The following is a 24,485-nucleotide window of genomic DNA, read 5'->3' as shown; positions in this document are numbered from 1 at the left end:
CGTCCTCAGTGGGTGTGCGTGGCAGAGCTCTTGCCCTGCTGCGATTTCACGAGGAAGCTGCCGCTGGCCGCGTAAGGGGCGCCGGGCTTCAGGCCGCCCACGATCTCGATGCGCTTGCCGTCGCTGCGGCCCATCTGCACATGCTGCGGCAGGAAGCCGCCGGGCACCTTGAGGAAGACGGTGGGTTTCTCCTCCACCGTCTGCACAGCTTCGGCCGACACGGTGACGGGCGCATCCGCCTCGGACGCCACCAGCTCCACGTTCACGAAAAGGCCCGGGCGCCACACGCGCTGCGGATTGGTCAGCGTGACGCGCGCCGTGGCGGTGCGCGTCTGCGCGCCGATGAGCGAGCCCACGTACGACACGGTGCCGCTCGCGGTCTGGTCGAACGCGGTCGAACGGATGGTCACCGCCTCGCCGATGCGCACCAGGTTCAGGTTGTTGGCCGCCACGCTGATCTCGGCCCACACCGTCGAGAGATCGGAGATGGTGAACACGTTGACCGCCTCGCCCACCGATTCGCCGAGAGAAATGTGCTTCTCGACCACCATGCCGTCGAAGGGCGCGCGCAGCTCGTAGCGGCCGAGCGCGGCGGAGCCCGGCGTGGCGCCCAGCGCCAGCAGCTTCTGGTTGGCGTTGGCGACGGCGATCTGCGCTTCCTGCATGGCCTGCTGGGCCTGCAGGTAGTCCTGCTGGGGGGAGATCTTTTCTTCCCACAGTTTCTTCTCGCGCTCGTAGGTGGAGCGGGCCAGCTCCAGCCGACGCTGCGCCGTTTGCAAGGCGCTGCGCTGCTCCGAGAGCCCCGGGCTCGATAGCACCGCGAGCACCTGTCCGCGCTTGACCTCCTGGCCCAGGTTGGCCGACACGCTGTCGACCACGCCAGCCACGCGCGGCACCACATGGGCCGTGCGGTCTTCGTTGAACTTGATCTCGCCGGGCAGTTGCAGCGAGGTCTTGATGCGCGCGGGGCCGGCGCTTTCGAGCGTGAGGCCGGCAGACTTGATCTGCTCGTCGGTGAAAGGAATCTTTTCTTCCTCCCCCTCCTTGTGTTCATTTGACGCGGCCTTCGCTTCACCAGCAGTGCCCTTCTCCTTGGCTTCATCGCCATGGTGCTCCTTGTCGCCATGGCCCTTGGCCTCTTCATGACCGTGGTCATGGCCATGGTCCTTGTCTTCGGCCTTCCCTTCTTCGTGGTGCTCGCCGTCGGCATGCCCCCCGGCTTCCGAATGGCCCGCCGCTTCGGGCTTGGCCGGCGCGGTGCGCAGGATCAGCGCGCCGGCAACGAGCCCCACGACCAGGACGGCCACGATGGCCATCCACTGCTTCTTGCCGATGCGCTCGGCGACGGTCTTGCGTTCTTGTGTGTTCATGATGTGAAGGTGTCCTTGTCAGCTTTCTTCGCCGTCGGTGCCGAGCAGTCGCGCCAGTTCGCCGGCCGCGCGGTGCGCATCGGCCAACGCCAGCAGGTACTGGTTGCGCACCTGGAACAGCGTGCGCTGCGCATCGAGCGCTTCCAGAAAGCTGAACTTGCCCAGTTCGAAGCCCTTGGTCGCGGCCCTGTAGGCGGTCTCGGCGCCGGGGAGCGCGTCGCGCTGCAGCATCTGGGCGGTGGCGCGTGCCGAACGCAGGCGCTCGGTGGCCTGCGCCACATCGGCGCCCAGTTGCAGCTCGGCGGCGGCGAGGTCGTCGCGCGCCTTCTCTTCGCGGCTCAAGGCTTCCGCGAGGTTGCCGCGGTTGGTGTCGAAGATCGGCAGCGGCACCGAGAGGCCGACGACGACCTGGTTGCGGCGGCTGCTCGTGCCCTCGCTGTCGTTGGAAGCCGGCACACGCTTGGCGCCCAGCGACACGGTGATGTCGGGGATGCGCTTGGCCTGCTCCAGGCTGGAGAGCGCCTCGCGCCGCTCGACCTCGAGCCGGGCCTGCCGCAGCACGGGCGCGGCGAAGAGACGACCTGCCACGTCCTGCTCCGAAGCCATCGCCGGCAACTGGTCGACCGCGCCGTCGGCCTGCGTGAAGCGCGGGCTGGGGTTGCCCCACAGTGCAGCCAATTGCTGGCGCGCCGCGCGCAGCGTGCCCTCAGCCTGCAGCAGCTCGACGCGCACGCCGGCCTCGGCCACGCGCGACCGGGTCTCTTCCAACGGCGAGACCTTGCCCGCCGTCACGCGGTTGGTGGCCGCCCTGGTCGCCAACTGCGCGAGCCCCACGGCATCCTGCGCGAGCCGCAGGCGCTCTTGCGCCGTGAGCACCTCGAGGAACAGCGTGACGGTCGCCGCGCGCAACTCCGAGCGGCGCGCAACGAGTGCCGACGCGGCCTGGTCCCGCGCGCGCTCGGCGGCGGTGACGCGGGCCGCGCGCTTGCCGCCCAGCTCGATGGGCTGGCTCAGCTGTAGCGTGGTGGTGCGGTTGTCGCGGCGCAAGTCTTCCAGCTGCGCGTCGAGCACCGGGTTGGGCCAGGCGCCCGCCTGGACGACGGCGCCCTCGGTGGCGTCCTGCTCGCGCGAGGCCGCGGAAAGACTGGGGTTGGACTGCAGCACCATTGCAACGGCGCTGCGCAGGGTCAGCGGGCCCGCGGGCTCCAGCGTTCTGGCGGCCGGGCGGGATGAAGAAGACAGGGACCGGCCATCGGTATGTGTGGACTGTGCCGGCTGCGCAATCTGTGCAATCTGTGAATGGGCCGGGGGTACCGCCAAGGCCAACACGGCCAGCGGCACGAAGAGCGTGCGCATCGAATTCTCCTGGGTTGCAAAACAACGGACGGACGAATTCGGCGAGAGCTCAGCTGATGGAAAGGATCAGTGGGTTTGGGTGTTCTCTCGCCGAATCAAAGGGCGAGAGACCGTGCGGGGCGCACCGGCACTTCGGAGACGTGGGAAACGAAACGCTCTTCCAGCAGGGCTTGCACAAGCTGCGGCAGCCGCGGTGCGGCGTCCGCTTTGGCGGGCACCACGTTCACATGCTGGGCACAACCGAAGTGGCCCACCATGCAATGGCCCACTGCCGCGTTGGGCTGGGTGGTGGTGTTCTTCTTGGCACCATCGCCGGTGTGCGTGCGGTCGGTGCCGTGGGGCTCGTCCTCGTGATGGCCCCAGTGCCCGGGCTGCGTGTCGCGCTCGTGCTCGCAATACGCCGCCGACGCCGCCCAGCTGAGCTGGAACGGAAGCAGGAGCAGCAGAAAAATGAGGAGCCAGCGACGCATGGGTGCAAAAAGTATATCGACGGCCTCTTGAAGCGGCTGCGGCAAAGTCCTGCAAATCGAGGGCCCGGCGCAATGTACGACCTGAAGGCGGCGCCTTGTCCGTCAACAGGATTACCAAACGGTAACCAGCATTTCAAGAGCGGTTGAGTACGATCTGCCGATGCGCATTCTTGTCATCGAAGACGAACCCAAACTGGGCGACTACCTCAAAAAGGGGCTCGAAGAAAACGGTTATGTCGTCGACATAGCGCGTGACGGCATCGAGGGCCGCTACCTCGCCACCGAGGGGGATTACGCACTGGTCCTGCTCGACGTGATGCTCCCCGGCATCGACGGCTTTGCGGTGCTGCAGGCCATACGGCGCACGAAGACCGTGCCCGTGCTGGTGCTCACCGCGCGCGACAAGGTCGAAGACCGGGTGCAGGGCCTGCAGCAAGGCGCCGACGACTACCTGGTCAAGCCCTTCTCTTTCTCCGAACTACTGGCACGCGTGCAGGCGCTCCTGCGGCGCGGCCAGGCACAAGACTCGACCGTGCTGCGCCTGGCCGACCTGGAGCTGGACATGGCCAGCCGCAAGGTGTTTCGCAACCGCGAGCGGCTGGAGCTCACCGCCAAGGAGTTCACGCTGCTGGTGGTGCTGCTGCGCCGGCGCGGACAGATCCTCTCGCGCACCACGCTGGCCGAGCAGGTGTGGGACATGAACTTCGACAGCGACACCAACGTGGTCGAGGTGGCCATCCGGCGCCTGCGCAGCAAGATCGACGACCCGTTCGAAGTGAAGCTGCTGCACACCGTGCGCGGCATGGGCTACGTGCTGGAAGACCGATCCTGGGCATGAGCCCCCGGCCTCGCTCGAACTCGATCCAGCGCCGCCTCTCGCTCTGGTTCGCCGCACAGACGCTGTTCGGCCTCAGCGTGATCTGCCTTTCCATCTACCTGGTCACCGCGTGGAACTTCGGCGAGAAGCAGGCGGACGAACTCGACGGCAAGTCGCTGCTGGTGCAGCACCTGCTCAAGGAGGCCGAGAAAGGCGGCGACCTGGTCTTTCTGCGGCACAAGCTCGACGACTTCTTCTCGATGCAGGACGATGTGAGCCTGTCGATCTCGCATGCGGGCAAGCCGCTCTTTCAATCGCGGCCCACCACGGGCGGCCGCTGGATGCGGCGCGACCTGGTCGTGCCCTGGCAGCAAGGCGCGCTGACGACGGACCTGCAGGTGCAATTGGGCGTGAACATGGCGCAGGAAGCGCGCCTGCTCCAACGCCTGGCCTGGACGCTGCTCGGCGCGGTGGTGCTGGGCACGGCGCTGGTGTCGCTCACGGGCACGTGGCTGGTGCGGCGCGGGTTGCGGCCGCTGAAGGCGCTGACCCGGCAGACGGCGGCCATGGCGCCCGACAGGGCCAACCCGCCCATCGATGCGATGGCCTTCGCCGAAGAACTGCGCCCCTGGATCACCCAGTTCAATGCCCTGCTGCTGCGGGTGCAGCGCGCCTACGTGCAGCTCGAATCCTTCAATGCCGACGTGGCGCACGAGCTGCGCACGCCGCTGGCCAACCTCATCGGCTCCACCGAACTCGCGCTGACGCGGCAGCGTTCCAACGACGAACTGCACGGCGTGCTGACATCGAACCTCGAGGAGATCGCCCGGCTCTCGGGCATCGTCACCGACATGCTGTTTCTGTCGAAGGCCGACCGCGGCACCTCGACACGCTCGCGCTCGGTCGTGAGCCTTGCGGCGCAGGCGCGCGACGTCGTCGATTTCTACGACGCGATGCTCGACGAGGCGGGACTGAAGGCCGAAGTCACCGGCGACGCGATGGCCGATGTGGATGCCGCGCTGATCCGCCGCGCGCTCTCCAACCTGCTGGGCAATGCGATCCGCTTTGCGGCGCCAGCCTCGACCGTGGCGATCGTCATCGCCGAGGACAACGAAGCCTTCACTCTCTCTGTCGTGAACCGCGGCGAGGCGATAGATGCGGTCGCCCTGCCCCGCCTGTTCGAGCGCTTCTACCGCGCGGCAGAGGCCCGGGACGGCTCGACCCGGCACCACGGTCTGGGCCTGGCCATCGTCGAGGCCATCGCGCGCATGCACGGCGGCGAGGTGTTCGCGCACAGCCAGGGCGGCGAGACGCGCATCGGATTTAGCGTGCGCCGCAACGGCTGAGGCGAGACCACACCAACCGTTCGGGCCGAGGTAGTCACCACCGTTCGGGCTGAGCCTGTCGAAGCCTTGCGCCGCGCTTCGACAAGCTCAGCGTGAATGGATCCTTTTACGGAAGCAAGGGGCCTCAGGGCTTGGCGTGCGCCTCGGCATCGACCAGCGCCGCCACATCGGCGGCAACCGGCTTGGTCTTGCGGCCGATGCACAGCGTCATCAGCGGCCCGGTCATCGCGGTGGTGGCGAGCGCCATCACCAGCAGCATCGTGAACAGCTCGGGGCCGATGAGGCCCACGTCGAAGCCGATCTTGATGACGATCAGCTCCATCAGGCCGCGCGCATTCATCAGCGAGCCGGTGGCCATGCTGTCGCGCCAGCTGTAGCCGGCCATGCGCGCACCGGCCGCGCCGCCGGCGATCTTGCCAAAGGTGGCCACGCCGATGATCAGCAGCATCGCGCCCAGGCTCGCACCGTTGAAGGCGCTGGCGGTGGTGCCCAGCCCGGCGAGCGCGAAGAACAGCGGCATCAGCACCACGATGGAGATTGGTTCGATGCGCTCGCTCAGCGAGCGCAGCAGGCGGTCGTCGCGCGGCAGGCAGGCACCGAACAGGAAAGCGCCGAACACCGCGTGCAGGTGCAGCCATTCGGTCAGCAGCGAGGTGACCAGCAGGCCGATCATCAGCGAGGCCATCACCGTGGTCGAGGGCTCGCCGTCGGGCGCCTTCACGCGCAGCAGCCAGGCAAACGCCGGCTTCAGCCCGAAGAACAAAAAGGCCAGCATCACCACCACACCGACCGTGATCTTGATGAGGCCCGTGTAGCCCTCGCCCGCGCCCACCATGGCCACCACGAAGGCGAGCAGGATCCAGGCGAACACATCGACCACCGCCGCGGCGCTGAGCGACAGCTGGCCGAACGGCGTGCGCGTCATGCCGCGGTCTTTGAGGATGCGGGCCATGACCGGAAAGGCCGTGATCGACAGCGCCGCCGCCATGAACAGCGCGAAGGGCCAGAACGCCACGCCGGCCGGCGCGAGCGCGGGATACAGCGTCGGCGAAATCGCCAGGCCCAGCGCCAGCGGCACGACCACGCTGAGCACGCCCACCGCGCCGGCGGCCTTGAGCTGCGCGCGCATGTTCTGCGAGGAGCGCAGCTCCAGGCCCACGACGAACATGAACAGCACCAGCCCCACGGTCGACAGCGACGACAGGCCCTGCAGCAGCTCCTTGGCGAACAGCTGCGCGTGCAGCAACGGGAACAGCGCCCCCATCACCGCCGGCCCGAGCATCAGGCCCGCGGCCATTTCGCCCACCACGCTGGGCTGGCCGAGGTAGCGAAGCAGCCAGCCGCAAACGCGCGCGGTGGTGAGGATGACGACGAGTTGCAGCAGCAGGGTGGTGACGGACATAGGAATCGGGGCCAGATGGGGCGACAGCCGCCGATGTTAGTGCTGCGCAGACTCCGGTTCAATCGGGCCGGCGCGGCGAGGGTGCGTGCTAGAAAGCGGCTCGTTCCACATCGCCTTTATTGCCCCACAACCCATGTTCTCGCACGAAGACCTTCTGAAGCTCCAGGATTGGCAACCCATCGCTCCGGGATTCGGGCATGAGGCCAACTTCTTCGACAGGATCGTGGCCCCCCTGATTTCCGAACTCCAGGCGCCGCCCCTATCTCAGGTTCTGGTGATTGCCAACGGCGGCCTCTCCAACTACGCCGCCGTCTTTGTCCACGCTCGCCGCGGAGACTACGGAAAGATCGAAGGCCTGCAGGTCAACATGAGCCTGCTGGGTCCTTTCGCGGCGATCGGGCGAAAAAGCGCTCACATCACCCCAACGTCGTTCGCCCGCAGTGGCCTTGAACCCGAAGAACTCCTGGCCTCAAGCGACCTCGTATCGGAGTTCGAGCGCTCTGTCTTCTCGCTCGTCGAGGCGGCAGGCTATCGTGTCATCTCCACGGAGGAAGCAAGCGAGCGAGTCCCTGAAGGCATCAGGCCTTATGAGTACTGCCTCGGCAAGGAGCCTTGGGATCGCATCTTTCACATGCTCTTCTCCGACACCGACTGATCTGCCGTGCGCTAAGCCTGCTTTTCAGCGCGCATCAACCGCAGCCCATTCGCCACCACCAGCAGACTCGCCCCCATGTCCGCGAACACCGCCATCCACATCGTTGCGCTGCCGAACACCGCGAGCACGAAGAACACGCCCTTGATGCCGAGCGCCAGCGTGATGTTCTGCCACAGCACCGCGTGTGCGCGGCGCGAGAGGCGGATGGTCTCTGGAATGCGGCGCAGGTCGTCGTTCATGATGACCACGTCGGCGGCTTCCATCGCGGTGTCGGTGCCCGCGCCGCCCATGGCGAAGCCGATGTCGGCCTGTGCGAGCGCCGGGGCGTCGTTGATGCCGTCGCCGGTCATCGCGACCGCGCCATAGCGCTCCTGCATGGCCTTGATGGCGCCCAGCTTTTCCTCGGGCAGCAGGTTGCCGCGCACATCGTCGATGCCGGCGTGAGCGCCGATGGTCCTGGCCGTCGCGGCGTTGTCGCCGGTGAGCATGACGGGCACCACGCCCAGGGCGCGCAGCTCGGCCACGGCAGCTTGCGACGATTCCTTGATCGTGTCGGCCACGGCGAAGAGTGCGAGCACGGCCCGCTCGGATGCCAGAAGCGTCACGGTGCGGCCGGACTCTTCGTGGCGCTTGAGTTCGGCTTCGAGCGCGGGGGTGCACAGGCCCTTTTCCTCGATCAGGCGGTGGTTGCCGAGCATGTAGATCTGCCCCGCCAGCGTGGCCTGCACGCCGCGTCCGGGCAGCGCGGTGAAATCGCCGACTTCTTCGCGCGCGCCTTTCAGTCCTTCGGCGATGGCCTTGGACACCGGATGGTCCGAGCGCCCCGCGATGCTCGCGGCCATCGCGAACACGGCGGACTCGTTGCCCGATGCATCCAGCAGCGTGGATTCGACCAGCTTCGGCTTGCCTTCGGTGATGGTGCCCGTCTTGTCGAGTGCCACCGCCTTGAGCTTGCGCGCCTCTTCAAGGTACGTGCCGCCCTTGATCAGGATGCCGCGCCGCGCGGCCGATGCGAGCGCGCTCACCACCGTGACGGGCGTGGAGATGACCAGCGCGCACGGGCACGCGATGACCAGCAGCACCAGCGCCTTGTAGAGGGCCTGCAGCCAGGTCCAATCCATGAACAGGGGCGTGAACAGCGCGATTGCCACCGCCATCGCAAAGACCGCCGGCGTGTAGATCGATGCGAACTTGTCGACGAAGCGCTGCGTGGGGGCGCGCGTGCCCTGCGCCTCTTCGACCGCATGGATGATGCGCGCGAGCGTGGTGTTGGCCGCCACCGCCGTCACGCGGAATTCGAGCGCGGACGTCTGGTTGATGGTGCCCGCGAAGACCGGGTCGCCGATGGTCTTGTCGACCGGGATGCTCTCGCCCGTGACCGGCGCTTGGTCGATGGCGCTCAGGCCCGCGGTGACCACGCCGTCGAGCGGCACGCGCGCGCCGGGGCGGATGCGTGCGATGGTGTCCAGCGGCACCGCATCGGCCATCACGGTCTGCCAGCTGCCGTCGGGCTGCCTGACTTCGGCTTGCTCGGGCGCGAGGGCCAGCAGGCTTTGAATGGCGTTGCGGGCACGGTCGACGGCGCGGGCTTCGATGAGTTCGGCAATCGCGTAGAGCGCCATCACCATCGCGGCTTCGGGCCACTGGCCGATGATGAAGGCGCCCGTCACGGCAACGGCCATCAGGGCGTTGATGTTGAGGCGGCCGCGCACCAGTGCGCCGAAGCCCTTCTTGTAGGTGTCCAGGCCCGCCAGGCCGATGGCGGCGAGTGCAAGCACCATCTCGGCGGCCATGAAGCCCTTGCCTTCGAGCGCGAGAAAGGAGATCGACTCGGCCGCTATGGCCAGCACCAGTGCGGCGATGAGGCGCGCGAGGCCGGTGCTCATGCCCGCGATGCGTGCGGGAGCTGCTGCTGCGCCGGTGGCCGGAGCGCTCGCATCGCCGAGTGGCTCGGGCTTGAAGCCAGCCTTGCGGATCGCGTCGAGCGCCTGGGGCAAGGCCGTGTCGTCGGCCGTGATGGCCATCGTGCGCTCGCCGAGGCGAAAGCGCAGCCCTTTGACACCCGCGACCGGTTCGAGGGCGCGACGGATTTCCGATTCCTCGACGGCGCAATCCATCGTCGGAATGCGAAAGAGCAAGGCGCCCTTGGGGATGTCGGCGGTGTCCGCGTCGGGTGCCGAGCCGCAGACCGGGCTGCCGCAGCAAGACGTTTCCACCGGGGCATGCGCGTGCGAGTGCCCATGCGCGTGGTCTTGACCCTGACCGTGGTCGTGGTCGTGCGAATCGAGGGCCGGCGTCAGCGGTTTCAAAGCGTTCTGGTTCGTCATGAAGTCCATTGGAAACCCTGAAGCAGGTGTAGAGTCAAACGCAGAATTCCTTCACTACGGATTTGCCGCATCATGAAAATCGGTGAACTGGCCAAGGCCGCGAACACGCCCGTCGAAACCATCCGGTACTACGAGCGAGAGCAACTGCTGCCCGAGCCCGCACGCACCGATGGCAACTACCGCATCTACGACGACGAGCACGCCCAGCGCCTGGGCTTCATCCGGCGTTGCCGCTCGCTGGGCATGACGCTCGACGAGATCCGCAGCCTGCTCAAATTCCGCGATGCGCCGCAGGACGACTGCGGCGAGGTCAACCAGTTGCTGGACGACCACATCGGCCACGTGGCCGCGCGCATCGCCGAACTGAAGACGCTCGAAAAGCAATTGAAGGCGCTGCGCCTGCAGTGCGGCGGGCCCGAATCGGCGAATGCCTGCGGCATCCTGCAGGAGCTGGACACCGCCGCACTCGCGCACCAGACCGCCGCGGGGCACGCGGGGCATGTGCATGGGTCGTTGCACAACACGGCGGGAAAGCGGTCGGGTTGAGGGCGAGATGATTCAAGGGATCGTGCCGACTCAATCGTCGATCGGTCCGTGCGATAGCGTTCCGGATCGATAGGGTATGTGTTCGGGATGGCTGCTCTGCGCCCCGTTCAGGAAGGCGACGCGACCGGCTACAGTCGGCCGATTGTGTTGAAAAACTCCGCCGTTACTGCGCTCGGTTCCTCGCGAGAAAAGTCGACCTCTCAGATCGCTCCAAGATCGACGATCGTGATGTGGTCAAGGGTTCGAGTACCCCTGGAAACGCGCTTGAAATGTCATGAGGGAGTTTTTCAACACAATCGGCCATGACCAGCCATTCATGTCGCCACGGCCTTATGCCTGTTTCAGGCGCAATAGCAGTCATCTGAGTACCTGAGCCGTCGGTTGAAGCTGCGTCAGCCACGCACCTCGACCGCTGACGTGGCCACCCCGTGTTGCAGAAAATCTCGCGGCCCGACGGGCGTCTGGAAAGACGGCTCCTCATGAGGGATCCGCGTGACGGTGACAGACGAAGGCCGACGCATCAACCGACATGAACATCATTGCGCGTGCGCGGCGGCCGATACCGCGGCACGCAGGCCGAGCAGGTAGCTGTCCACGCCAAAGCCGCAGATCTGTCCTTTCACGATCTCGGCAAACACCGAGTGATGGCGAAACGTCTCGCGCGCATGGATGTTCGACATATGCAACTCGACCACAGGCACGGTGAGGATCGCCAGCGCATCGCGAATGCCGTGGCTGTAGTGCGTCCAGGCACCGGCATTGATGAGCACCGCGTCCACGCCCTCGGTGAAGCCGCGGTGGATGCGCTCGCACATCGCGCCTTCGCAATTGGTCTGGAAGCTCTCGACCTCGGTGCCGAGCTCCTTGCCGAGTGCCTGCAACTGCGCGTCGATCTCGGCCAGCGTCACCGTGCCGTATTGCTTCGGGTCGCGCTTGCCGAACATGTCGTGGTTGATGCCGTGCAGCATGAGTATCTTCATGGGAGTGCCTGCGTGTCGTCGAGTCAGACCAGGGGAATGCTCATGCGGTCGATGAGACTGCGCGTGTCGGGCCGCACGCCGCGCCACCACAGGAAGGCTTCCGCCGCCTGTTCCACGAGCATGCCGACGCCGTCGGCCAGCTTCGGCACGCCGGCGTTCTGCGCCAGGCGCAGGAAGGGCGTCAGGCCCTTGCCGTAGGCGAGCTCGTAGGCCAGTTGCGCACCCTGCAGCGCCTGCGCGGGCAGTGGCGGCAACTCGGCCCTGAGGCTCGCCGAGGTGCCGTTGATGACGATGTCGAATCGCTCGCCTGCCAGATCGCCATAGCCGCAGCCTTGCACGTGGCCGTGGCCGGCAAACTGTTTCGCGAGGTCGATGGCCTTGGCCTGCGTGCGGTTCGCCAGCACCACCACGGCCGGTTGTTGCGCGAGAAACGGCAACAGTGCGCCACGCACCGCACCGCCTGCGCCGATCACCAACATGCGCGCCCCCTTGAGCGAGAAGCTCAGGTTGCGCTGGATGTCGTTGGTCAGGCCCACGCCGTCGAAGTTGTCGGCAACGATGCGGTCGCCCTCGAACTTGAGCGCATTGGTGGCGCCGGCGAGTTCGGCGCGTTCGAGCCGCTCGGTGGCCAGCGCATAGGCCTGCAGCTTGAAGGGCGCAGTGACGTTCATTCCTCGCCCGCCTGCCTTGCGAAATGCGTGCACGTCGTCGGCGAAGCGTTCGAGCGAGCCTTCGATCGCGCTGTAGTCGATGTCCTGGCCGGTCGCCTGCGCGAAGCTGCCGTGGATCATCGGCGACTTGGTGTGTCCTATCGGGTTGCCGATCACGGCGTACTTGTCGGTCATCGCTGTCTCCTTACTTGCTGTAGAGCACGCCATCGGCCTGCATGTCGGCGATCTGTGCGGCGTCGAAGCCGAGGCTCGCCGCGATTTCCGCGTTGTGCTCGCCCAGCTCGGGCGCCACCTGCGTGATCGAGGTGTCGCAGCCCGACATGTGGAAGGGCAGGTTCGGCAGGCGGATCTTTCCGAGGACCGGATGCTCCTGCTCGATCACCATGCCGCGCGCGCGGATCTGCGGGTCGGCCAGCACTTCGTCGATGCGCTGAACCTTGGCGGCAGGCACGTCGATGCCGTCCAGCATCTTCAGCACCTGTGCGACCGGCTGCCCCGCAACCCAAGGCTTCACCACTTCGAGGATCTCGGCGCGATGGGCATTGCGCCCGGCCGATGCGTGCAGCCGCGTGTCGCTGCCGAAACCCGCGGGGCCGCCGTTCTGCTCGACCAGCGCGGCAAAGCGCTTCCAGGCGTCGTCCACCTGCGCGGCGATCACGATGTCGCCGTCCTGCGCGCGGAACACGCCATAGAGCGTGGAATTGGGCATGTCGTGCCCGGTCTGCACCGGCACCTCTTGCCCGTTGGAGAGCGTGTAGCACTGCACCGCGTACTCGTGCATGGACACCAGCGTGTCGTACAGCGCCATGTCGATGTGCTGTCCGCGGGCGGACTTCACGCGCCCCAGCAGCGCGGCGTTGATTGCGGCGACCGCATGGATGCCGGTGTACATGTCGCCCAGGGAGATGCGCAGCAGCGGCGGTGCTTCGCCCGGGTTGCCGACCATCTGCATGATGCCGCTCTTGGCTTCGGCGATGAGGCCGAAGCCGGCACGGTGCGAGTCGGGGCCGGTGTGGCCGTATGCCGAGATGGAGCAGTACACGAGGCCGGGGTTGGTCTGCGCGAGTTCGGCATAGCCCAGGCCCAGCTTGTCGAGCGCACCGGGACGGTAGTTCTCGACGAACACGTCGGCACTGTCGACCAGCTTCTTCATCAGCGCCCGGCCGCGTGAGTCCTTCGTGTTCACGCTGAGCCCCTTCTTGCCCATGTTCTGCTGCAGGAAGTAGCCGCTGTGGTCGCCGACGAACCACGCATGCTGACGCCCCGCGTCGCCCGTGCCGGGACGCTCGACCTTGATGACTTCCGCACCGAGCGCGGCAAGGCAGCGGCCGACATAGGGGCCGGCCAGAAAGTGGCTGTAGTCGACGACGCGGAAGCCGGCCAGCGGAAGCGCCTGTTTCGGTGACGTGCTCATGCCGCCTTCCTCGGCACCATCACGCGGTGCTCGCCTTTTTGCACGACCTCGTCGCGCTGGTTGATGAGTTCGGACGGCAGCACGATGATGCCCCAGCCCGGCTTGCTCTTCGATTCGCGCTTGCTGCCGACGTAGAACTTCACGCGCACCGTGTCGCCGAGCTTGATGGGGGCTACGAAGCTCCATTCCCAGCCGAGCGACATGCCCGGCATGAAGCGCATGTCGCTCTTCGTCTTGAGCCCGTCGGCCACCGACAGGCCGAACAGCCCGTGCGCCACGCGGGTGCCGAAAGGCGTGGTGCGTGCATAGGCTTCGTCGGTGTGTACGGGGGTGTGGTCGCCGGTGAGGTCTGCGTATGCCATCACGCGCGCCTCCGTCACTTCATAGGGCGGGCTGATGCACTCCTGGCCGACGACGGCGTCGTCCCAGTACTTGTCTTCGATGGTCAAGGCGGTCATTGGTGCGTGTCTCTGTATAGAGAAGCGGTTCTTCAGGCGCGGGGATCGATGGCGAGCGCGCGCGCCACGGCGCCTGCGCTGGCCTGGATAAATTCGACGGCCAGGCCGTCCGGCAGGCGCAGCCAGTTGCGGCCCTGCGGCATTTCGGTCACGCCGAAGGCCTGCGCGGCGGCGAGTGCGGCTTCGAGGTCTTCGCACATCACGCCGAGATGGCCCAGGCGCCCTTCAGGCCCTGCGTAGTCCGGCTTGGCCATGAACTGCATGCCGCCGAGGGTCCAGTACTGCACCGGGTCTTCGAGCGTTCCCTGTACTTCGCGCATCCTCATGCCGCAGACGTCGTGGAAGAACTTGATGTGCCAGTGGATGTCCTTTACCCAGATGGCGACATGCTCCACATAGGCGCGCGGCGTGCTCATCTCGCCTCCAGCCGGCGTTCGATGCCCTTGATGGCGGCAACCAGCGTCTGGTTCACCGGCGTCGGCACCTTGTGCTGGCGCCCGGCGCGCACCACCGCGCCGTTGATGAAGTCGATCTCGGTGATGGAGCCTTTCTCCAGGCTCTGCAACATGGAGGTCTTGAATTCATGGGGCAGGCCCTCGGCCGCCATCACCCATGCATCGCGCGGGGCCTTGATCGACAGCTTCACGCCGATGGCCTGCGCGACGGCCATCGCCTCGGCCACGGCCGCGATGGCCGTGGCCTCGATCTCGGGCACCGCGTAGAGGCTGCCGTACACCTGGCCGGTGATGCCGCTCAGTGCGCCGGTCGAAACGTTGATGAGCAGCTTGTCCCACATAACGCCCATGATGTTGTCGCTGACCTCGCAAGGCAGCCCAGCACGCTCGAACTCGGCTGCGATGGCTTTGGCGCGGTCGCTCAGGTTACCGTCGAGCTCGCCGATCACCGTGCGTTTGCCACGCGTGCCGGCAATGATGTGGCCCGGGCCGAGCAGAACGCCGCCAACATAGGTCTTGCCGGCCAGCACATGCTTGCGGCCGGCGACATCGGCCAGGATTTCCTCGTGGCCCATCCCGTTCTGCAGCGACATCAGCGCGGTGTCGGGTCCGACGATCGACAGCGCGCCTTCGATGGCCGAGCGCGTGTGGAAGGACTTGACCAGCACGATCACCAGGTCGGCCGGCGGCAGGCCCTCGACGCCGGTCGATGCGCGCACCTTGACGCGGCGTTCCGAGTCGCCTTCCTTCATGAGGAGGCCGTCGCGCTGGATGGCGTCGACGTGCGCCTGGAACGGGTCGATGAGCGTGACGTCCGACCCGCCGGCGGCGAGCGTGCCGCCGATGGCACAGCCGAGGGCGCCAGCGCCCAGGAAATAGATCTTCATGCCTGTCTCTCGAAGGAGTGTCTCGAAGGAATGCCTTGAAGATAGGTTGGGAGGAACATCTCGTCCATGACATGGGGCGAATGGTCTACATTTCGTTTTGAGATGAACGCCGACGACGACAACCCCGATGCGGGCACGGGCCTGCTCAGCCTCAAGCTGCTGCGTCTGTTCGACCTGATCTACACCACGCAGAGCGTGACGCGCGCGGCCGACCAGCTCGGCCAGAGCCAGCCGACGGTGAGCAACTGGCTGGGCCGACTGCGCAGGCACCTGGGCGACGAGCTGTTCGTGCGCACTGCGGCAGGCATGCAGCCGACGCCGCGTGCGGACGAACTGATCGTTCCGGCGCGAGAGGCACTGGCGGCGCTGCGCCGCGTGGCCGCGCCGCAGGACGTGTTCGATCCGTCGAGCGCCACACGGCGCTTTCGTATCTGCATGACCGATGCCAGCCACATCACGCTGCTGCCGCAACTGCTGGCGCATGTGCGCGCGGTGGGCCCCGGCATTCGCCTGGAGGCTGCGCGCATCGACGATCAGACCGGGCAGGCGCTGCAGTCCGGCCAGGCCGACCTGGCGATCGGACTGGTGCCCTGGCTCGAATCAGGCTTCTACCAACAGGTGTTGTATCCGCAGGATTGGGTGTGCCTGGTGAATGCCCGGCATCCGCGCGTCGGCTCGAAGGGCATGGGCCTGCGCGACTACAGGGCCGAGGCGCACATCGGCATCGTCGGCGGCACGGGCGTGCAATTGCTGGAGGCGGCGCTGCTGCGGCACCGCGTCGAACGGCGTATCTTGCTGGAGCTACCCGGCTTCCTGGGCCTGGCCGCCATCGTCTCGACCACCGACCTCGTGGCCACCGTGCCCCGCCAGATTGGCGAGACGCTGGCCCGCTCCAACGGGCTCGCGGTATTCGATTGCCCGGTGCCCGTGCCGCCCTTCACCGTCAAGCAGCACTGGCATGCGCGCTACAACCAGGACCCCGCGAATCGCTGGCTGCGGGGTTTGTGCGAGCGACTTTTTGCCAAGAAATCGAACGCGCGTAAATAGAGGATCGAGCTGGTCGACGACCAGGGTGAAGAGCACGATGCACTTTCGAGCGACTGCTTCAGGCGATAGCTTGGGCTTGAGCTTCTGACATGGCGCTTTATCAGGCCGGCCCCTAGACCAGGCCCTGAGCCGTCTGTGCAGATGGTCCTTCGGTGACTTGGTTGGTGTCCGCGAGAGGGTCGCCGTACCTTACGGCGGCCGCTTTTTAACGCAAAGCGGACTTCGGGGACGAGAGGCAGAAGTCAACAACGGGCCCACTGCAGCTGGTCGCGCAGCCATCCAATTTCGTCCTCAATCCGCTTGCCAAGTTGCTCGGCTGGAGTGGTACGGATTTTTTTGAGCTGCGAAACTTCGCTGACGATGCATATGCCGTCAGCGAAGGCGGTCTTAGTTCGGGGGTAGGGTCAGCGCCGCGATGCGCTCACCGCTCACGAACCAATTGGGCGTATTGCCAGAGTCCCCAGATTGCTCCCACGGCGATGCCGATCCCGACGCTCAAGCCGACCGACAACCCAAACCCGAAGGCCAGGAGCAGCATCAACCCGGCACAGGCCAGCCCGATGAAAGTTAACGTGACGAAACTGAAGCGCGCGACCTCGAACGTATCTTCGGCAACGCTGCGGGGATTGCGACCGTGCTTGCTGCGCTGACGCCTGAACATCAAGACATCCAGAACAAGGTCGAAGAAGCCGATGCACAGATCGACCAAGATGCTCCACATTGAGACGCTCCATTCGGGTGACACCCTGGGTTGTCGCCGTTCTCGTATTGATCCGACCAGGGTGAGGTGTCGGATGACTACAGAATGTTACCGTGCTTCCGACAAGGGATGCTGCCGCAACCAGTTATCTCGAACGCGGGGTTAAGGTGGTCGGTCAATGATTCAGTCAGCGCCGCAGCAAAGGCGATCAGTCCGGTCGCGGCGAACACCAGCATGTCGATCCCACCCGCCAGGCCGTAGATCAGCGAGGCCATCGAGGGCGCGCGCATCAGGTGGTCGGACCACAGCGGGATCACGGCCTGGCGCGACGCACGCACCGCGCTGACCAGGACCACGCCGATACCGAGCGTGAGGAACACACGCATAGGCCGCCCGACAGGAATAGGCAACGATCGTGGAGGAATCGATCCGCCCCTTTTCCCTGCATTGCCTAGCATCCGGCCGAGGGATTCAGCCGATCGATTCAAACAAAGTCATCCGGATCACCGCTGCCGGCAGCGGCATCGACGAAGCCATGACCAGAGACCTGATCGCACAACCGCAGACGGCGACACGAACGAGATCGCCGTGTGTCCTGCCGCCATTGTTTGAAAGGCTTGTTCATGAACATCCGCATCCTCGCCCTCCCGTTCGCAGCAATCGCCGCGCTGGCCCTCTCCACCCTGCCCACATCGGCTGCCTCCCAGACGGTGCAGGAGCGTGTGCAGCGTGGCGATGCCACTGTCCAACGCCTGAACAACGGGCAGACGCAATCGACCCTGGAGCGCATGCGGCGAGAGTTCCCGTTCCTGGCCGAGGCGACCGAGGCCTACGCCTTGGGCGACGTGTGGTCGCGCACGGAACTCGACAGCCGCACACGCCAGTTGGCGGCGGTTGCCGCATTCGCGGCGATCGGCGAAACGGTGTTCATGAAGGTCCACGCCGGCTACGCGCTGAACATCGGCGTGAGCGAGGATGAACTGAAGGAAGTCATCTACATGGTGACGGTGCCGGCAGGCTTCCCGAAGGCGATTCGGGCGTCACAGGTCTTGTCCGAGCTTTTTGCCGAGCGGCGCGCCGCGGGCGTCAAGCAGCCATAACCACATTTTCGAAGGCCAGGTGAATGCCTGGCCGAAGCCCCGCTACTTGCCCACCAACTGCGTCAGCTTCTCCGCCTCGAAGCACTCATCGCGCGCCGCATCGCCCGGAACGCAGTCCCTGGTGCCCGGGTGCGCCGACAGCTTCTCGATCGCCTGCCACAGCAGCGCGATCTGGTGTTCCTGGCTCGATGCGTTGTCGATCAACCCGCGCATGGCCTGGCTCAGCGGATCGTCGTCCTGCGTGATGCCGTAGGCCGAAAACTTTTGCGGCGCGGCCACGTCGGCGCTCTCGCCCTCCTTCGAGGGGATGATGCGGGCCGGAATGCCCACTGCGGTGGCGCCCGCCGGCACCGGCTTGATGACCACCGCGTTGCTGCCGATCTTGGCGCCGTCGCCCACCACGAAGCCGCCCAGCACCTTGGCGCCCGCGCTCACCACCACGTTCTTTCCCAGCGTCGGATGGCGCTTGGTGCCCTTGTAGAGCGAGGTGCCGCCCAGCGTCACGCCCTGGTAGATGGTGCAGCCGTCGCCGATCTCGGCGGTTTCGCCCACCACCACGCCCATCGCATGGTCGAAGAACACCCGCTCGCCGATCTTGGCCGCGGGATGGATCTCGATGCCGGTCATCCAGCGCGCCCAGTGCGCGATGAAGCGGGCGGGCCACTTGAAACCGTGCGTCCAGCAGGCGTGCGCCCAGCGATGCAGCACCACGGCATGGAACCCGGGGTAGACCGTGATCACCTCCCAGGCACTGCGGGCGGCCGGGTCGCGTTCGAGGATGCACCGGATGTCGGCGCGCAGTCGAGAGAACATCGCTGCCTTTGTTGTCGTTATATCGATAGGGGCCGGGCAGTCTAAAGCCGGGTGCTTCGCGTACTTCCGATGGGGTTTCTTAGCCGCCGGAGCCGTCCCTGGGTGCGCGGGTGGCGTCGGTCATGGCCTTGGCGATGCCGCGCAGGATGTGGATTTCCTCGGGCGTGGGCTGCGCCCGGTTGAACAGCTGCTGCAGCCGGGGCATCAGCTTCTTGGGCGCGGCCGGGTCCAGGAATCCGATGTCCACCAGCGAACGCTCCCAGTGGTCGAGCATGCCGGCCACGGCCTGCGCATCGGCTGCCGGCGGCGGGGGCGTGGCGTCGCGCACCTCGTAGCCGCCGATGGCCAGGCGCCATTCGTAGGCGATCACCTGGATGGCGGCGCCCAGGTTCAGCGAGCCGAATTTCGGGTCGGTGGGAATGCTCAGCGCCACGTTGCAGCGATACACGTCTTCGTTGCGCATGCCGAAACGCTCGGAGCCGAACAGGAAGGCGACGTGCTGGTCGCCCTGCTTGCCCAGCGGCGCCAGGTGCTCGCGGGGCGTGCGCGTGGGCGGGCCGAAGTCGCGCGGGATCATCGCGGTGGCGCAAAGGTGCGTCACGCCGTCGAGCGCTTCGTCCAGCGTCTCGACGATGCGGGCATTGGTCAGCACGTCCAGGGCGCCGCTCGCGCGCTGGATGGTTTCCTCGCGCCGCAGCACGTTGGCCCAGCGGGGCGCCACCAGCACGAGGTCGTCGAAACCCATGGTTTTCATGGCGCGGGCGGCGGCGCCCACATTGCCGGCGTGGCTGGTCTGGATCAGGATGAAACGGGTGCGCATGGCGGGTTGGGAGACACAAACGGGCGAGAGCCGGTAAAATGCCCGATTCTCGCCGCCCGCATCGCCGGGCCGCAGGGTCGCCAAGAGATCGCATCTTGGGGACCATTCCCACCGTTCTTCTCACAATCCAGAATGTCGTCCCCCAACCTGCATCCCATGCTCAATGTGGCCGTCAAGGCCGCACGCGCCGCCGGCGCCATCATCAACCGCGCCGCCCTCGACGTCGAGGCCGTGCGCATCTCGCAAAAGCAGGTCAACGACTTCGTCACCGAAGTCGATCACGCCAGCGAGAAGGTCATCATCGAGACCTTGCTTGGCGCATACCCGGGGCACGGCATCCTGGCCGAAGAATCGGGCACCGAACACGGTGCGCAAGACTCCGATTACGTCTGGATCATCGATCCGCTCGACGGCACCACCAACTTCATCCACGGCTTCCCGGTGTACTGCGTGTCCATCGCGCTGTCGGTGCGCGGCAAGATCGAGCAGGCGGTCATCTTCGACCCGAGCCGCAACGACCTGTTCACCGCCACCAAGGGCCGCGGCGCCTACATGAACGACCGGCGCATCCGCGTCTCCAAGCGCACCAAGCTCAGCGAGTGCCTGATTTCCACGGGCTTTCCGTTCCGCACCGGCGACAACTTCAAGCAGTACCTGGCCATCATGTCGGACATGATGCCCCGCATGGCGGGCCTGCGCCGCCCCGGCGCGGCAGCGCTCGACCTGGCCTACGTGGCCGCGGGCTTCACCGACGGCTTCTTCGAAACCGGCCTCAACCCCTGGGATGTGGCCGCGGGTTCGCTGCTGGTCACCGAGGCCGGCGGCCTGATGGGCAACTTCACCGGCGAGCCCGACTTCCTGGAGCAGCGCGAATGCCTGGCCGGTGCACCGCGCATCTACGGCCAACTGGTGCCGCTGCTGGCCAAGTACTCCAAGTTCGCCAACGTGGACGACAAGCTGCGCGCCAGCGATCGCGTGCGCGCCGTGTCCGCCTCGACCAAGCCGAACGCCGATGCGTCGGTCGACCTGTACGCCCGCAGCACCGTCGCCGATTTCGCCGACGAGTCGGCTGAAGGCGAAGCGCCCGCCGCCGTCGCCAAGGCGGCACCGCGCAAGCTCACGCGCATTCGCCGCGACGCGCCCGGCGCCAACGGTTCCAGCAGCCCCTCCGAGGGCGACGCTTCCGCCAAGTGATGTTGGGGCCCCGCGCCGCCGAACGGGTCAGGGCTGCGCTGCGCATTGCGCTCAGCCACTACGTCGCGAGCGGGCTGACCGTCGCGCTGGGCCTGCTCTTCATTTCGGGGGGCGTGCACCTGTGGCTGGGCACCGTTGCCGCCTCGGCCGCGGCGGTGGGCGTGATCGTCACCGCGCCCCCCGACCTGCCCGGCCCGCGCCGCGGCAAGTTCTTCCAGATGCTGCCGGCGCCGCTCATCGGCCTGCCGCTGTTCTTCGCGGTGCAGCTGCTGCACGGCGCCCCCATACGGCTGGGCCTGCTGCTGGTGCCCGCCACCTTCATGGCCTTCGTGGCCATGGCCTGGGGCAAGCGCGGCATTCCCATCGCGATCGCGGTGATGTTCTCGATGATCTTCTCGATGGCCACGCCGGCGCCGGGCAGCCTGGCCGAGGCCGTCGAGCGCACCTGGCACTTCGGGCTGGGCGCGGGCCTCTACGTGGTGTGGGCCACGCTCGCCAACCTTGCGCTCAACGGGCGCCTTCGCACGCAATCGATCGCCGACGTGCTGTATTCGCTGGCCGCGCTCATGCGCACCGAGGCCTGCCAGTTCACGCCGCAGGACGAGACGCGCGATATCCGCGACACCCCCGCCCCGCTGCTGGGCCGGCTGCTGCGTGAACAGGCCGCGCTGGCCGACCAGCTGCAGGCCACGCGCGACATCGTGCTCGAGTCGCCCCGCACCCCGCGCCGCCAGCGCCTGGCCGCGATGCTGGTGATCGTGCTCGAAATGCGCGACCAGCTGCTGGCCAGCGAGCTCGACCTGGACGCGCTGCGCACCCACCCCGCGCACGCCGAGGCCCTCATCGAAATGCGCCGCGTGCTCGAAGAGCTGGCCGAGGAAACCGTCGCCCTGGCCGACGCGCTCCTGATGGGCCGCCACCCCGCCGCAGTGCTGGACCGCCGCCCGCGCCTGGCCGCCATCCACGTCTCCACCGACGAGGGCCTTGCCCAGGCCGGCCCCACCGCCGCCATGCTGGCGCGCGGCCTGGCCAGCCGCATCGGCCACATCAACGACGAAGTGCTGCGCCTGTCGGCCATGGCGCGCGGCGATGCCGAGCCCAACCTGGCCGTGGTGCGCGCCAACTGGCAGCTCTTCGTGAGCCCGACCGACTGGTCGTGGCGTCCCTTCCTCACGCTGTGGCGCTGGGACCAGCCGCCGCTGCGCCATGCGATCCGCGCCGCGCTGGCCATCGCCGCGGGCTACGCCATCGCGGTGTCGATGCCCTGGGGTTCGCACGACTACTGGATCCTGCTGACCATCGTGGTGGTGCTGCGCGGCAGCCTCTCGCAAACGCTGGAGCGCCGCAACGCCCGCGTCGCCGGCACGCTGCTGGGCTGCGTGCTCGCGGTGGGCCTGCTCTCGGCGCACCCCTCGGCGCTGATGCTGCTGCTGGCGGTGACGGCCTCGCAGGCCATCGCCCACAGCTTCGCGGTGCGGCGCTACCTCATCACCGCGGTGGCGGCCACGGTGCTCGGCCTGGTGCAGGCCCACATGCTGAACGTGGGCGTGGCGCCGATCTTCGCGCTCTTCGAGCGCATCGCCGACACGCTGATCGGCGCCGCGCTGGCCTGGGGCTTCTGCTACGTGCTGCCCTCGTGGGAACGCACGCAGCTCCCGGCGCTGGTGGCGCGCGTGCTCACCGCGCAGGCGCGGCATGCGCGGCTGGCGCTGGGCCTGGGCCAGCTGCAGGCCATCGACAGCAGCCCCGAGCTCGAATGGCGCCTGGCGCGCCGCGAGGCCTACGACAGCCTCTCGGCGCTGGTGCAGGCCACGCAACGTGCGCTCTCCGAGCCCCGCGCGGTGCAGCCGCCGCTGGAGCCGCTCGAACACCTGCAGGCCCACAGCTACCAGTTGCTCGCGCAGTTGAGCGCGGTCAAGTCGATGCTGGTGCTGCGGCGCGACCGCCTCACGCCAGGCGAAGTCGAAGGGCCGCTGCTGCGCACCGCGCAACGCATCGAAGCGGCTATCGGAACTGCGCCGACCACCGGCCCCTCTCATCCCGAGAACACCGGCGCCACCACCGTGGGTGGCCCGATTCCCCTGCCCGATCCGTTCGAGAACGACATCAGCCCCTGGCTGCTGCGCCGGCTCGACCTGGCCACGGCGCTTGCCACGCAGCTGCGCGACGACGCGGCGCGCATTCTTCAACCCCTGAACGAGACAACAGCCCCGACAAACACCGCCTGATGACCCAAGAGATATTCGCCCACCCCTGGTTCGGCACCTGGCTTGCCGCTCTCATCGCCGTCCCGCTCGCTCTTCTGGTTCATCGCATAGGCGGCCTCGTCCTGCGGCGCATCACCCGCCCCGCGCCCGCGGTGCATGCGATGGTGCTCAACATCCGGCCGCCCGCGCAGCTGGTGCTGCCGCTGGTGGCGCTGCTGCTCGTCTTCCAGGCGGCGCCCGACGACCTGCGCTTCATCGGCAGCGTGCGGCACTTCAACGGCCTGATGCTCATTGCCGCCGCCACCTGGCTCATCATGCGGGCCATCAGCGGATTCGCCGACGGCGTGCTGGCGCAGCACCCCGCCGACGCGGCCGACAACCTGCAGGCCCGCCGCGTGCTCACGCAAACCCGCGTGCTCGCGCGCACCGCCATGTCGGTGGTGGTGGTGGCCGGCGGCGCGATGATGCTCATGACATTTCCCGGCGCGCGCCAGGTGGGTGCAAGCCTGCTGGCCTCGGCCGGCGTGATCGGCATCGTGGCGGGTCTTGCGGCCAAGCCGGTCTTCAGCAACCTCATCGCGGGGCTGCAGATTGCGCTGGCCCAGCCGATCCGCATCGACGACGTGCTGGTGGTCGAGGGCGAATGGGGCCGCGTCGAAGAGATCACCGGCACCTTCGTGGTGGTGCGCATCTGGGACGACCGGCGCCTGATCTTGCCGCTCACCTACTTCATCGAGAAGCCGTTCCAGAACTGGACGCGCCACTCGGCGCAGCTGCTGGGCTCGGTGTTCGTGTACGTCGACTACGGCATGCCGCTCGCGCCGCTGCGCGAAGAGGTGGAGCGCATCGTGAAGGCCGCGCCCGAGTGGGACGGCCGCTTCTTCAACATGCGCGTGACCGACGCCACCGAGCGCGCCATGCAGGTCCGCGTGCTCTGCACCGCGGCCACCTCGGGCCTGGCCTTCGACCTGCGCTGCAGCGTGCGCGAAGGCGTCATCGACTTCATGCAGCGCGAATACCCGCAGTTCCTGCCGAAGATGCGCATCGAGGCCGATCCGGCGATGGCTTCGGGCAATCCGCACCAGGGCGCGGTGGCGGCCTGACAAGGTTCAGGGCGAACGTCTGGCGGAAGCCCGCCGCCCCAAGGTACGCCAGCGCACAGACACGCGCCGCGCCATGGCCCAGACTGCGCCATGGCTGACACACCCTTCTTTCACGACGCTTCAGGCACGGTACGGTTTTCAGTCACGGTGGAGGGGCAGCCCGTAGGCGCAAGCATCGGCCGCGAAATACTGCGCTACCACTACCGCACCGCCGAAGACGCCGACCCGCTCAACACCTTCGGCCTGCACACCGACGACATGGACGCCGCCGTCCGCCGCCGCGTGGCAGGCGGCTCGACCGAGCCGGTGATGCTGCGCGAGAACGACCTGCGCACGCCCGCCTGAAA

Annotated in this window: 25 protein-coding genes; 10 read left to right on the top strand and 15 right to left on the bottom strand. The window is 67.1% G+C overall.

Features of this window, described 5'->3' with window-relative positions:
- Positions 1-5 precede the first annotated feature (5 nt).
- The 3 genes from ABIC90_RS01205 to ABIC90_RS01195 all read right to left on the bottom strand — a co-directional run bounded on the left by ABIC90_RS01205 (position 6) and on the right by ABIC90_RS01195 (position 3,196).
- Positions 6-1,370, bottom strand: a complete 1,365-nt coding sequence (locus tag ABIC90_RS01205) for an efflux RND transporter periplasmic adaptor subunit (protein ID WP_354352213.1) — start codon at positions 1,368-1,370, stop codon at positions 6-8.
- Positions 1,371-1,388: 18 nt separating this feature from the next.
- Positions 1,389-2,726: a TolC family protein gene (locus ABIC90_RS01200; protein WP_354352212.1), complete on the bottom strand. Its 1,338-nt coding sequence runs from the start codon at positions 2,724-2,726 to the stop codon at positions 1,389-1,391.
- Positions 2,727-2,821: 95 nt separating this feature from the next.
- Positions 2,822-3,196 carry a hypothetical protein gene (locus ABIC90_RS01195; RefSeq protein ID WP_354352211.1) on the bottom strand — a complete coding sequence of 125 codons (375 nt, stop codon included), beginning with the start codon at positions 3,194-3,196 and terminating at the stop codon, positions 2,822-2,824.
- 160 nt (positions 3,197-3,356) lie between these two features.
- Between ABIC90_RS01195 and ABIC90_RS01190 the strand changes: the two genes are divergently transcribed.
- Both ABIC90_RS01190 and ABIC90_RS01185 read left to right on the top strand, forming a co-directional pair.
- Positions 3,357-4,034: a heavy metal response regulator transcription factor gene (locus tag ABIC90_RS01190; protein ID WP_354352210.1), complete on the top strand. Its 678-nt coding sequence runs from the start codon at positions 3,357-3,359 to the stop codon at positions 4,032-4,034.
- Positions 4,031-5,359, top strand: coding sequence for a heavy metal sensor histidine kinase (locus ABIC90_RS01185; protein ID WP_354352209.1), 1,329 nt, complete (start codon positions 4,031-4,033; stop codon positions 5,357-5,359). The genes ABIC90_RS01190 and ABIC90_RS01185 overlap by 4 nt, the downstream gene beginning before the upstream one ends.
- A 124-nt stretch (positions 5,360-5,483) precedes the next feature.
- Here the strand turns inward: ABIC90_RS01185 and ABIC90_RS01180 are convergent, their stop codons facing one another.
- Positions 5,484-6,761 carry a cation:proton antiporter gene (locus ABIC90_RS01180; protein ID WP_354352208.1) on the bottom strand — a complete coding sequence of 426 codons (1,278 nt, stop codon included), beginning with the start codon at positions 6,759-6,761 and terminating at the stop codon, positions 5,484-5,486.
- 133 nt (positions 6,762-6,894) lie between these two features.
- On the opposite strand from ABIC90_RS01180, the gene ABIC90_RS01175 reads away from it, so the two are divergent.
- On the top strand, positions 6,895-7,416 hold the full coding sequence (locus tag ABIC90_RS01175) for a hypothetical protein (RefSeq protein ID WP_354352207.1): 522 nt from the start codon (positions 6,895-6,897) through the stop codon (positions 7,414-7,416).
- An 11-nt stretch (positions 7,417-7,427) separates the two neighbouring features.
- Here ABIC90_RS01175 and ABIC90_RS01170 read toward each other — a convergent pair whose 3' ends face one another.
- Complete coding sequence (locus tag ABIC90_RS01170; RefSeq protein ID WP_354352206.1) at positions 7,428-9,743, bottom strand: heavy metal translocating P-type ATPase; 2,316 nt, start codon at positions 9,741-9,743, stop codon at positions 7,428-7,430.
- A gap of 72 nt (positions 9,744-9,815) precedes the next feature.
- Here ABIC90_RS01170 and cadR point away from each other — a divergent pair, with 72 nt between their 5' ends.
- On the top strand, positions 9,816-10,289 hold the full coding sequence (cadR, locus tag ABIC90_RS01165; protein WP_354352205.1) for a Cd(II)/Pb(II)-responsive transcriptional regulator: 474 nt from the start codon (positions 9,816-9,818) through the stop codon (positions 10,287-10,289).
- A 536-nt stretch (positions 10,290-10,825) separates the two neighbouring features.
- Here cadR and aroQ read toward each other — a convergent pair.
- The 6 genes from aroQ to ABIC90_RS01135 are packed head-to-tail and all read right to left on the bottom strand — an operon-like array spanning position 10,826 to position 15,154.
- Complete coding sequence (gene aroQ, locus ABIC90_RS01160) at positions 10,826-11,269, bottom strand: type II 3-dehydroquinate dehydratase (protein WP_354352204.1); 444 nt, start codon at positions 11,267-11,269, stop codon at positions 10,826-10,828.
- 23 nt (positions 11,270-11,292) lie between these two features.
- Positions 11,293-12,114, bottom strand: coding sequence for a shikimate dehydrogenase (gene aroE, locus ABIC90_RS01155; protein WP_354352203.1), 822 nt, complete (start codon positions 12,112-12,114; stop codon positions 11,293-11,295).
- Positions 12,115-12,124: 10 nt separating this feature from the next.
- Positions 12,125-13,354, bottom strand: a complete 1,230-nt coding sequence (locus tag ABIC90_RS01150) for a CaiB/BaiF CoA transferase family protein (RefSeq protein ID WP_354352202.1) — start codon at positions 13,352-13,354, stop codon at positions 12,125-12,127.
- Entirely contained in the window at positions 13,351-13,803 is a 453-nt protein-coding gene (locus ABIC90_RS01145; RefSeq protein ID WP_354352601.1) for a MaoC family dehydratase, read from the bottom strand. The genes ABIC90_RS01150 and ABIC90_RS01145 overlap by 4 nt, the downstream gene beginning before the upstream one ends.
- A 41-nt stretch (positions 13,804-13,844) precedes the next feature.
- Positions 13,845-14,228, bottom strand: coding sequence for a VOC family protein (locus ABIC90_RS01140; protein ID WP_354352201.1), 384 nt, complete (start codon positions 14,226-14,228; stop codon positions 13,845-13,847).
- Positions 14,225-15,154 (bottom strand): ketopantoate reductase family protein, encoded by a 930-nt coding sequence (locus ABIC90_RS01135; protein ID WP_354352200.1) that lies wholly within the window; start codon positions 15,152-15,154, stop codon positions 14,225-14,227. The genes ABIC90_RS01140 and ABIC90_RS01135 overlap by 4 nt, the downstream gene beginning before the upstream one ends.
- 102 nt (positions 15,155-15,256) lie before the next feature.
- Here ABIC90_RS01135 and ABIC90_RS01130 point away from each other — a divergent pair, with 102 nt between their 5' ends.
- Positions 15,257-16,201: a LysR family transcriptional regulator gene (locus tag ABIC90_RS01130; protein ID WP_354352199.1), complete on the top strand. Its 945-nt coding sequence runs from the start codon at positions 15,257-15,259 to the stop codon at positions 16,199-16,201.
- Between the two features lie 421 nt (positions 16,202-16,622).
- Here ABIC90_RS01130 and ABIC90_RS01125 read toward each other — a convergent pair whose 3' ends face one another.
- Both ABIC90_RS01125 and ABIC90_RS27375 read right to left on the bottom strand, forming a co-directional pair.
- A complete protein-coding gene (locus tag ABIC90_RS01125; RefSeq protein ID WP_354352198.1) occupies positions 16,623-16,922 on the bottom strand; it encodes a hypothetical protein in 300 nt (99 codons plus the stop codon).
- Positions 16,923-16,999: 77 nt separating this feature from the next.
- Positions 17,000-17,287: a hypothetical protein gene (locus ABIC90_RS27375; RefSeq protein WP_436318156.1), complete on the bottom strand. Its 288-nt coding sequence runs from the start codon at positions 17,285-17,287 to the stop codon at positions 17,000-17,002.
- Positions 17,288-17,524: 237 nt separating this feature from the next.
- On the opposite strand from ABIC90_RS27375, the gene ABIC90_RS01115 reads away from it, so the two are divergent.
- Positions 17,525-18,001 (top strand): carboxymuconolactone decarboxylase family protein, encoded by a 477-nt coding sequence (locus ABIC90_RS01115; protein WP_354352197.1) that lies wholly within the window; start codon positions 17,525-17,527, stop codon positions 17,999-18,001.
- 42 nt (positions 18,002-18,043) lie between these two features.
- Here ABIC90_RS01115 and cysE read toward each other — a convergent pair whose 3' ends face one another.
- Together cysE and ABIC90_RS01105 are read right to left on the bottom strand one after the other, a co-directional pair.
- A complete protein-coding gene (gene cysE, locus ABIC90_RS01110) occupies positions 18,044-18,835 on the bottom strand; it encodes a serine O-acetyltransferase (RefSeq protein ID WP_354352600.1) in 792 nt (263 codons plus the stop codon).
- A 58-nt stretch (positions 18,836-18,893) separates the two neighbouring features.
- The gene (locus ABIC90_RS01105; protein WP_354352196.1) at positions 18,894-19,634 is read right to left on the bottom strand and encodes an RNA methyltransferase; all 741 of its coding nucleotides are present in this window, start codon (positions 19,632-19,634) and stop codon (positions 18,894-18,896) included.
- A gap of 132 nt (positions 19,635-19,766) precedes the next feature.
- On the opposite strand from ABIC90_RS01105, the gene ABIC90_RS01100 reads away from it, so the two are divergent.
- The 4 genes from ABIC90_RS01100 (at position 19,767) to ABIC90_RS01085 (ending at position 24,483) form a co-directional block, all read left to right on the top strand.
- Positions 19,767-20,828 carry an inositol monophosphatase family protein gene (locus ABIC90_RS01100; protein WP_354352195.1) on the top strand — a complete coding sequence of 354 codons (1,062 nt, stop codon included), beginning with the start codon at positions 19,767-19,769 and terminating at the stop codon, positions 20,826-20,828.
- Positions 20,828-23,056 (top strand): FUSC family protein, encoded by a 2,229-nt coding sequence (locus ABIC90_RS01095; RefSeq protein WP_354352194.1) that lies wholly within the window; start codon positions 20,828-20,830, stop codon positions 23,054-23,056. Before ABIC90_RS01100 ends, ABIC90_RS01095 begins: the two co-directional genes overlap by 1 nt.
- Positions 23,056-24,138 carry a mechanosensitive ion channel family protein gene (locus ABIC90_RS01090; RefSeq protein WP_354352193.1) on the top strand — a complete coding sequence of 361 codons (1,083 nt, stop codon included), beginning with the start codon at positions 23,056-23,058 and terminating at the stop codon, positions 24,136-24,138. The genes ABIC90_RS01095 and ABIC90_RS01090 overlap by 1 nt, the downstream gene beginning before the upstream one ends.
- 90 nt (positions 24,139-24,228) lie before the next feature.
- Positions 24,229-24,483, top strand: a complete 255-nt coding sequence (locus ABIC90_RS01085; RefSeq protein ID WP_354352192.1) for a DUF1488 family protein — start codon at positions 24,229-24,231, stop codon at positions 24,481-24,483.
- Positions 24,484-24,485 lie beyond the last annotated feature (2 nt).

Source organism: Variovorax boronicumulans, assembly GCF_040544675.1.
Classification (GTDB): domain Bacteria; phylum Pseudomonadota; class Gammaproteobacteria; order Burkholderiales; family Burkholderiaceae_C; genus Variovorax; species Variovorax boronicumulans_D.
This window is presented reverse-complemented; position numbering and strand designations above follow the sequence as displayed.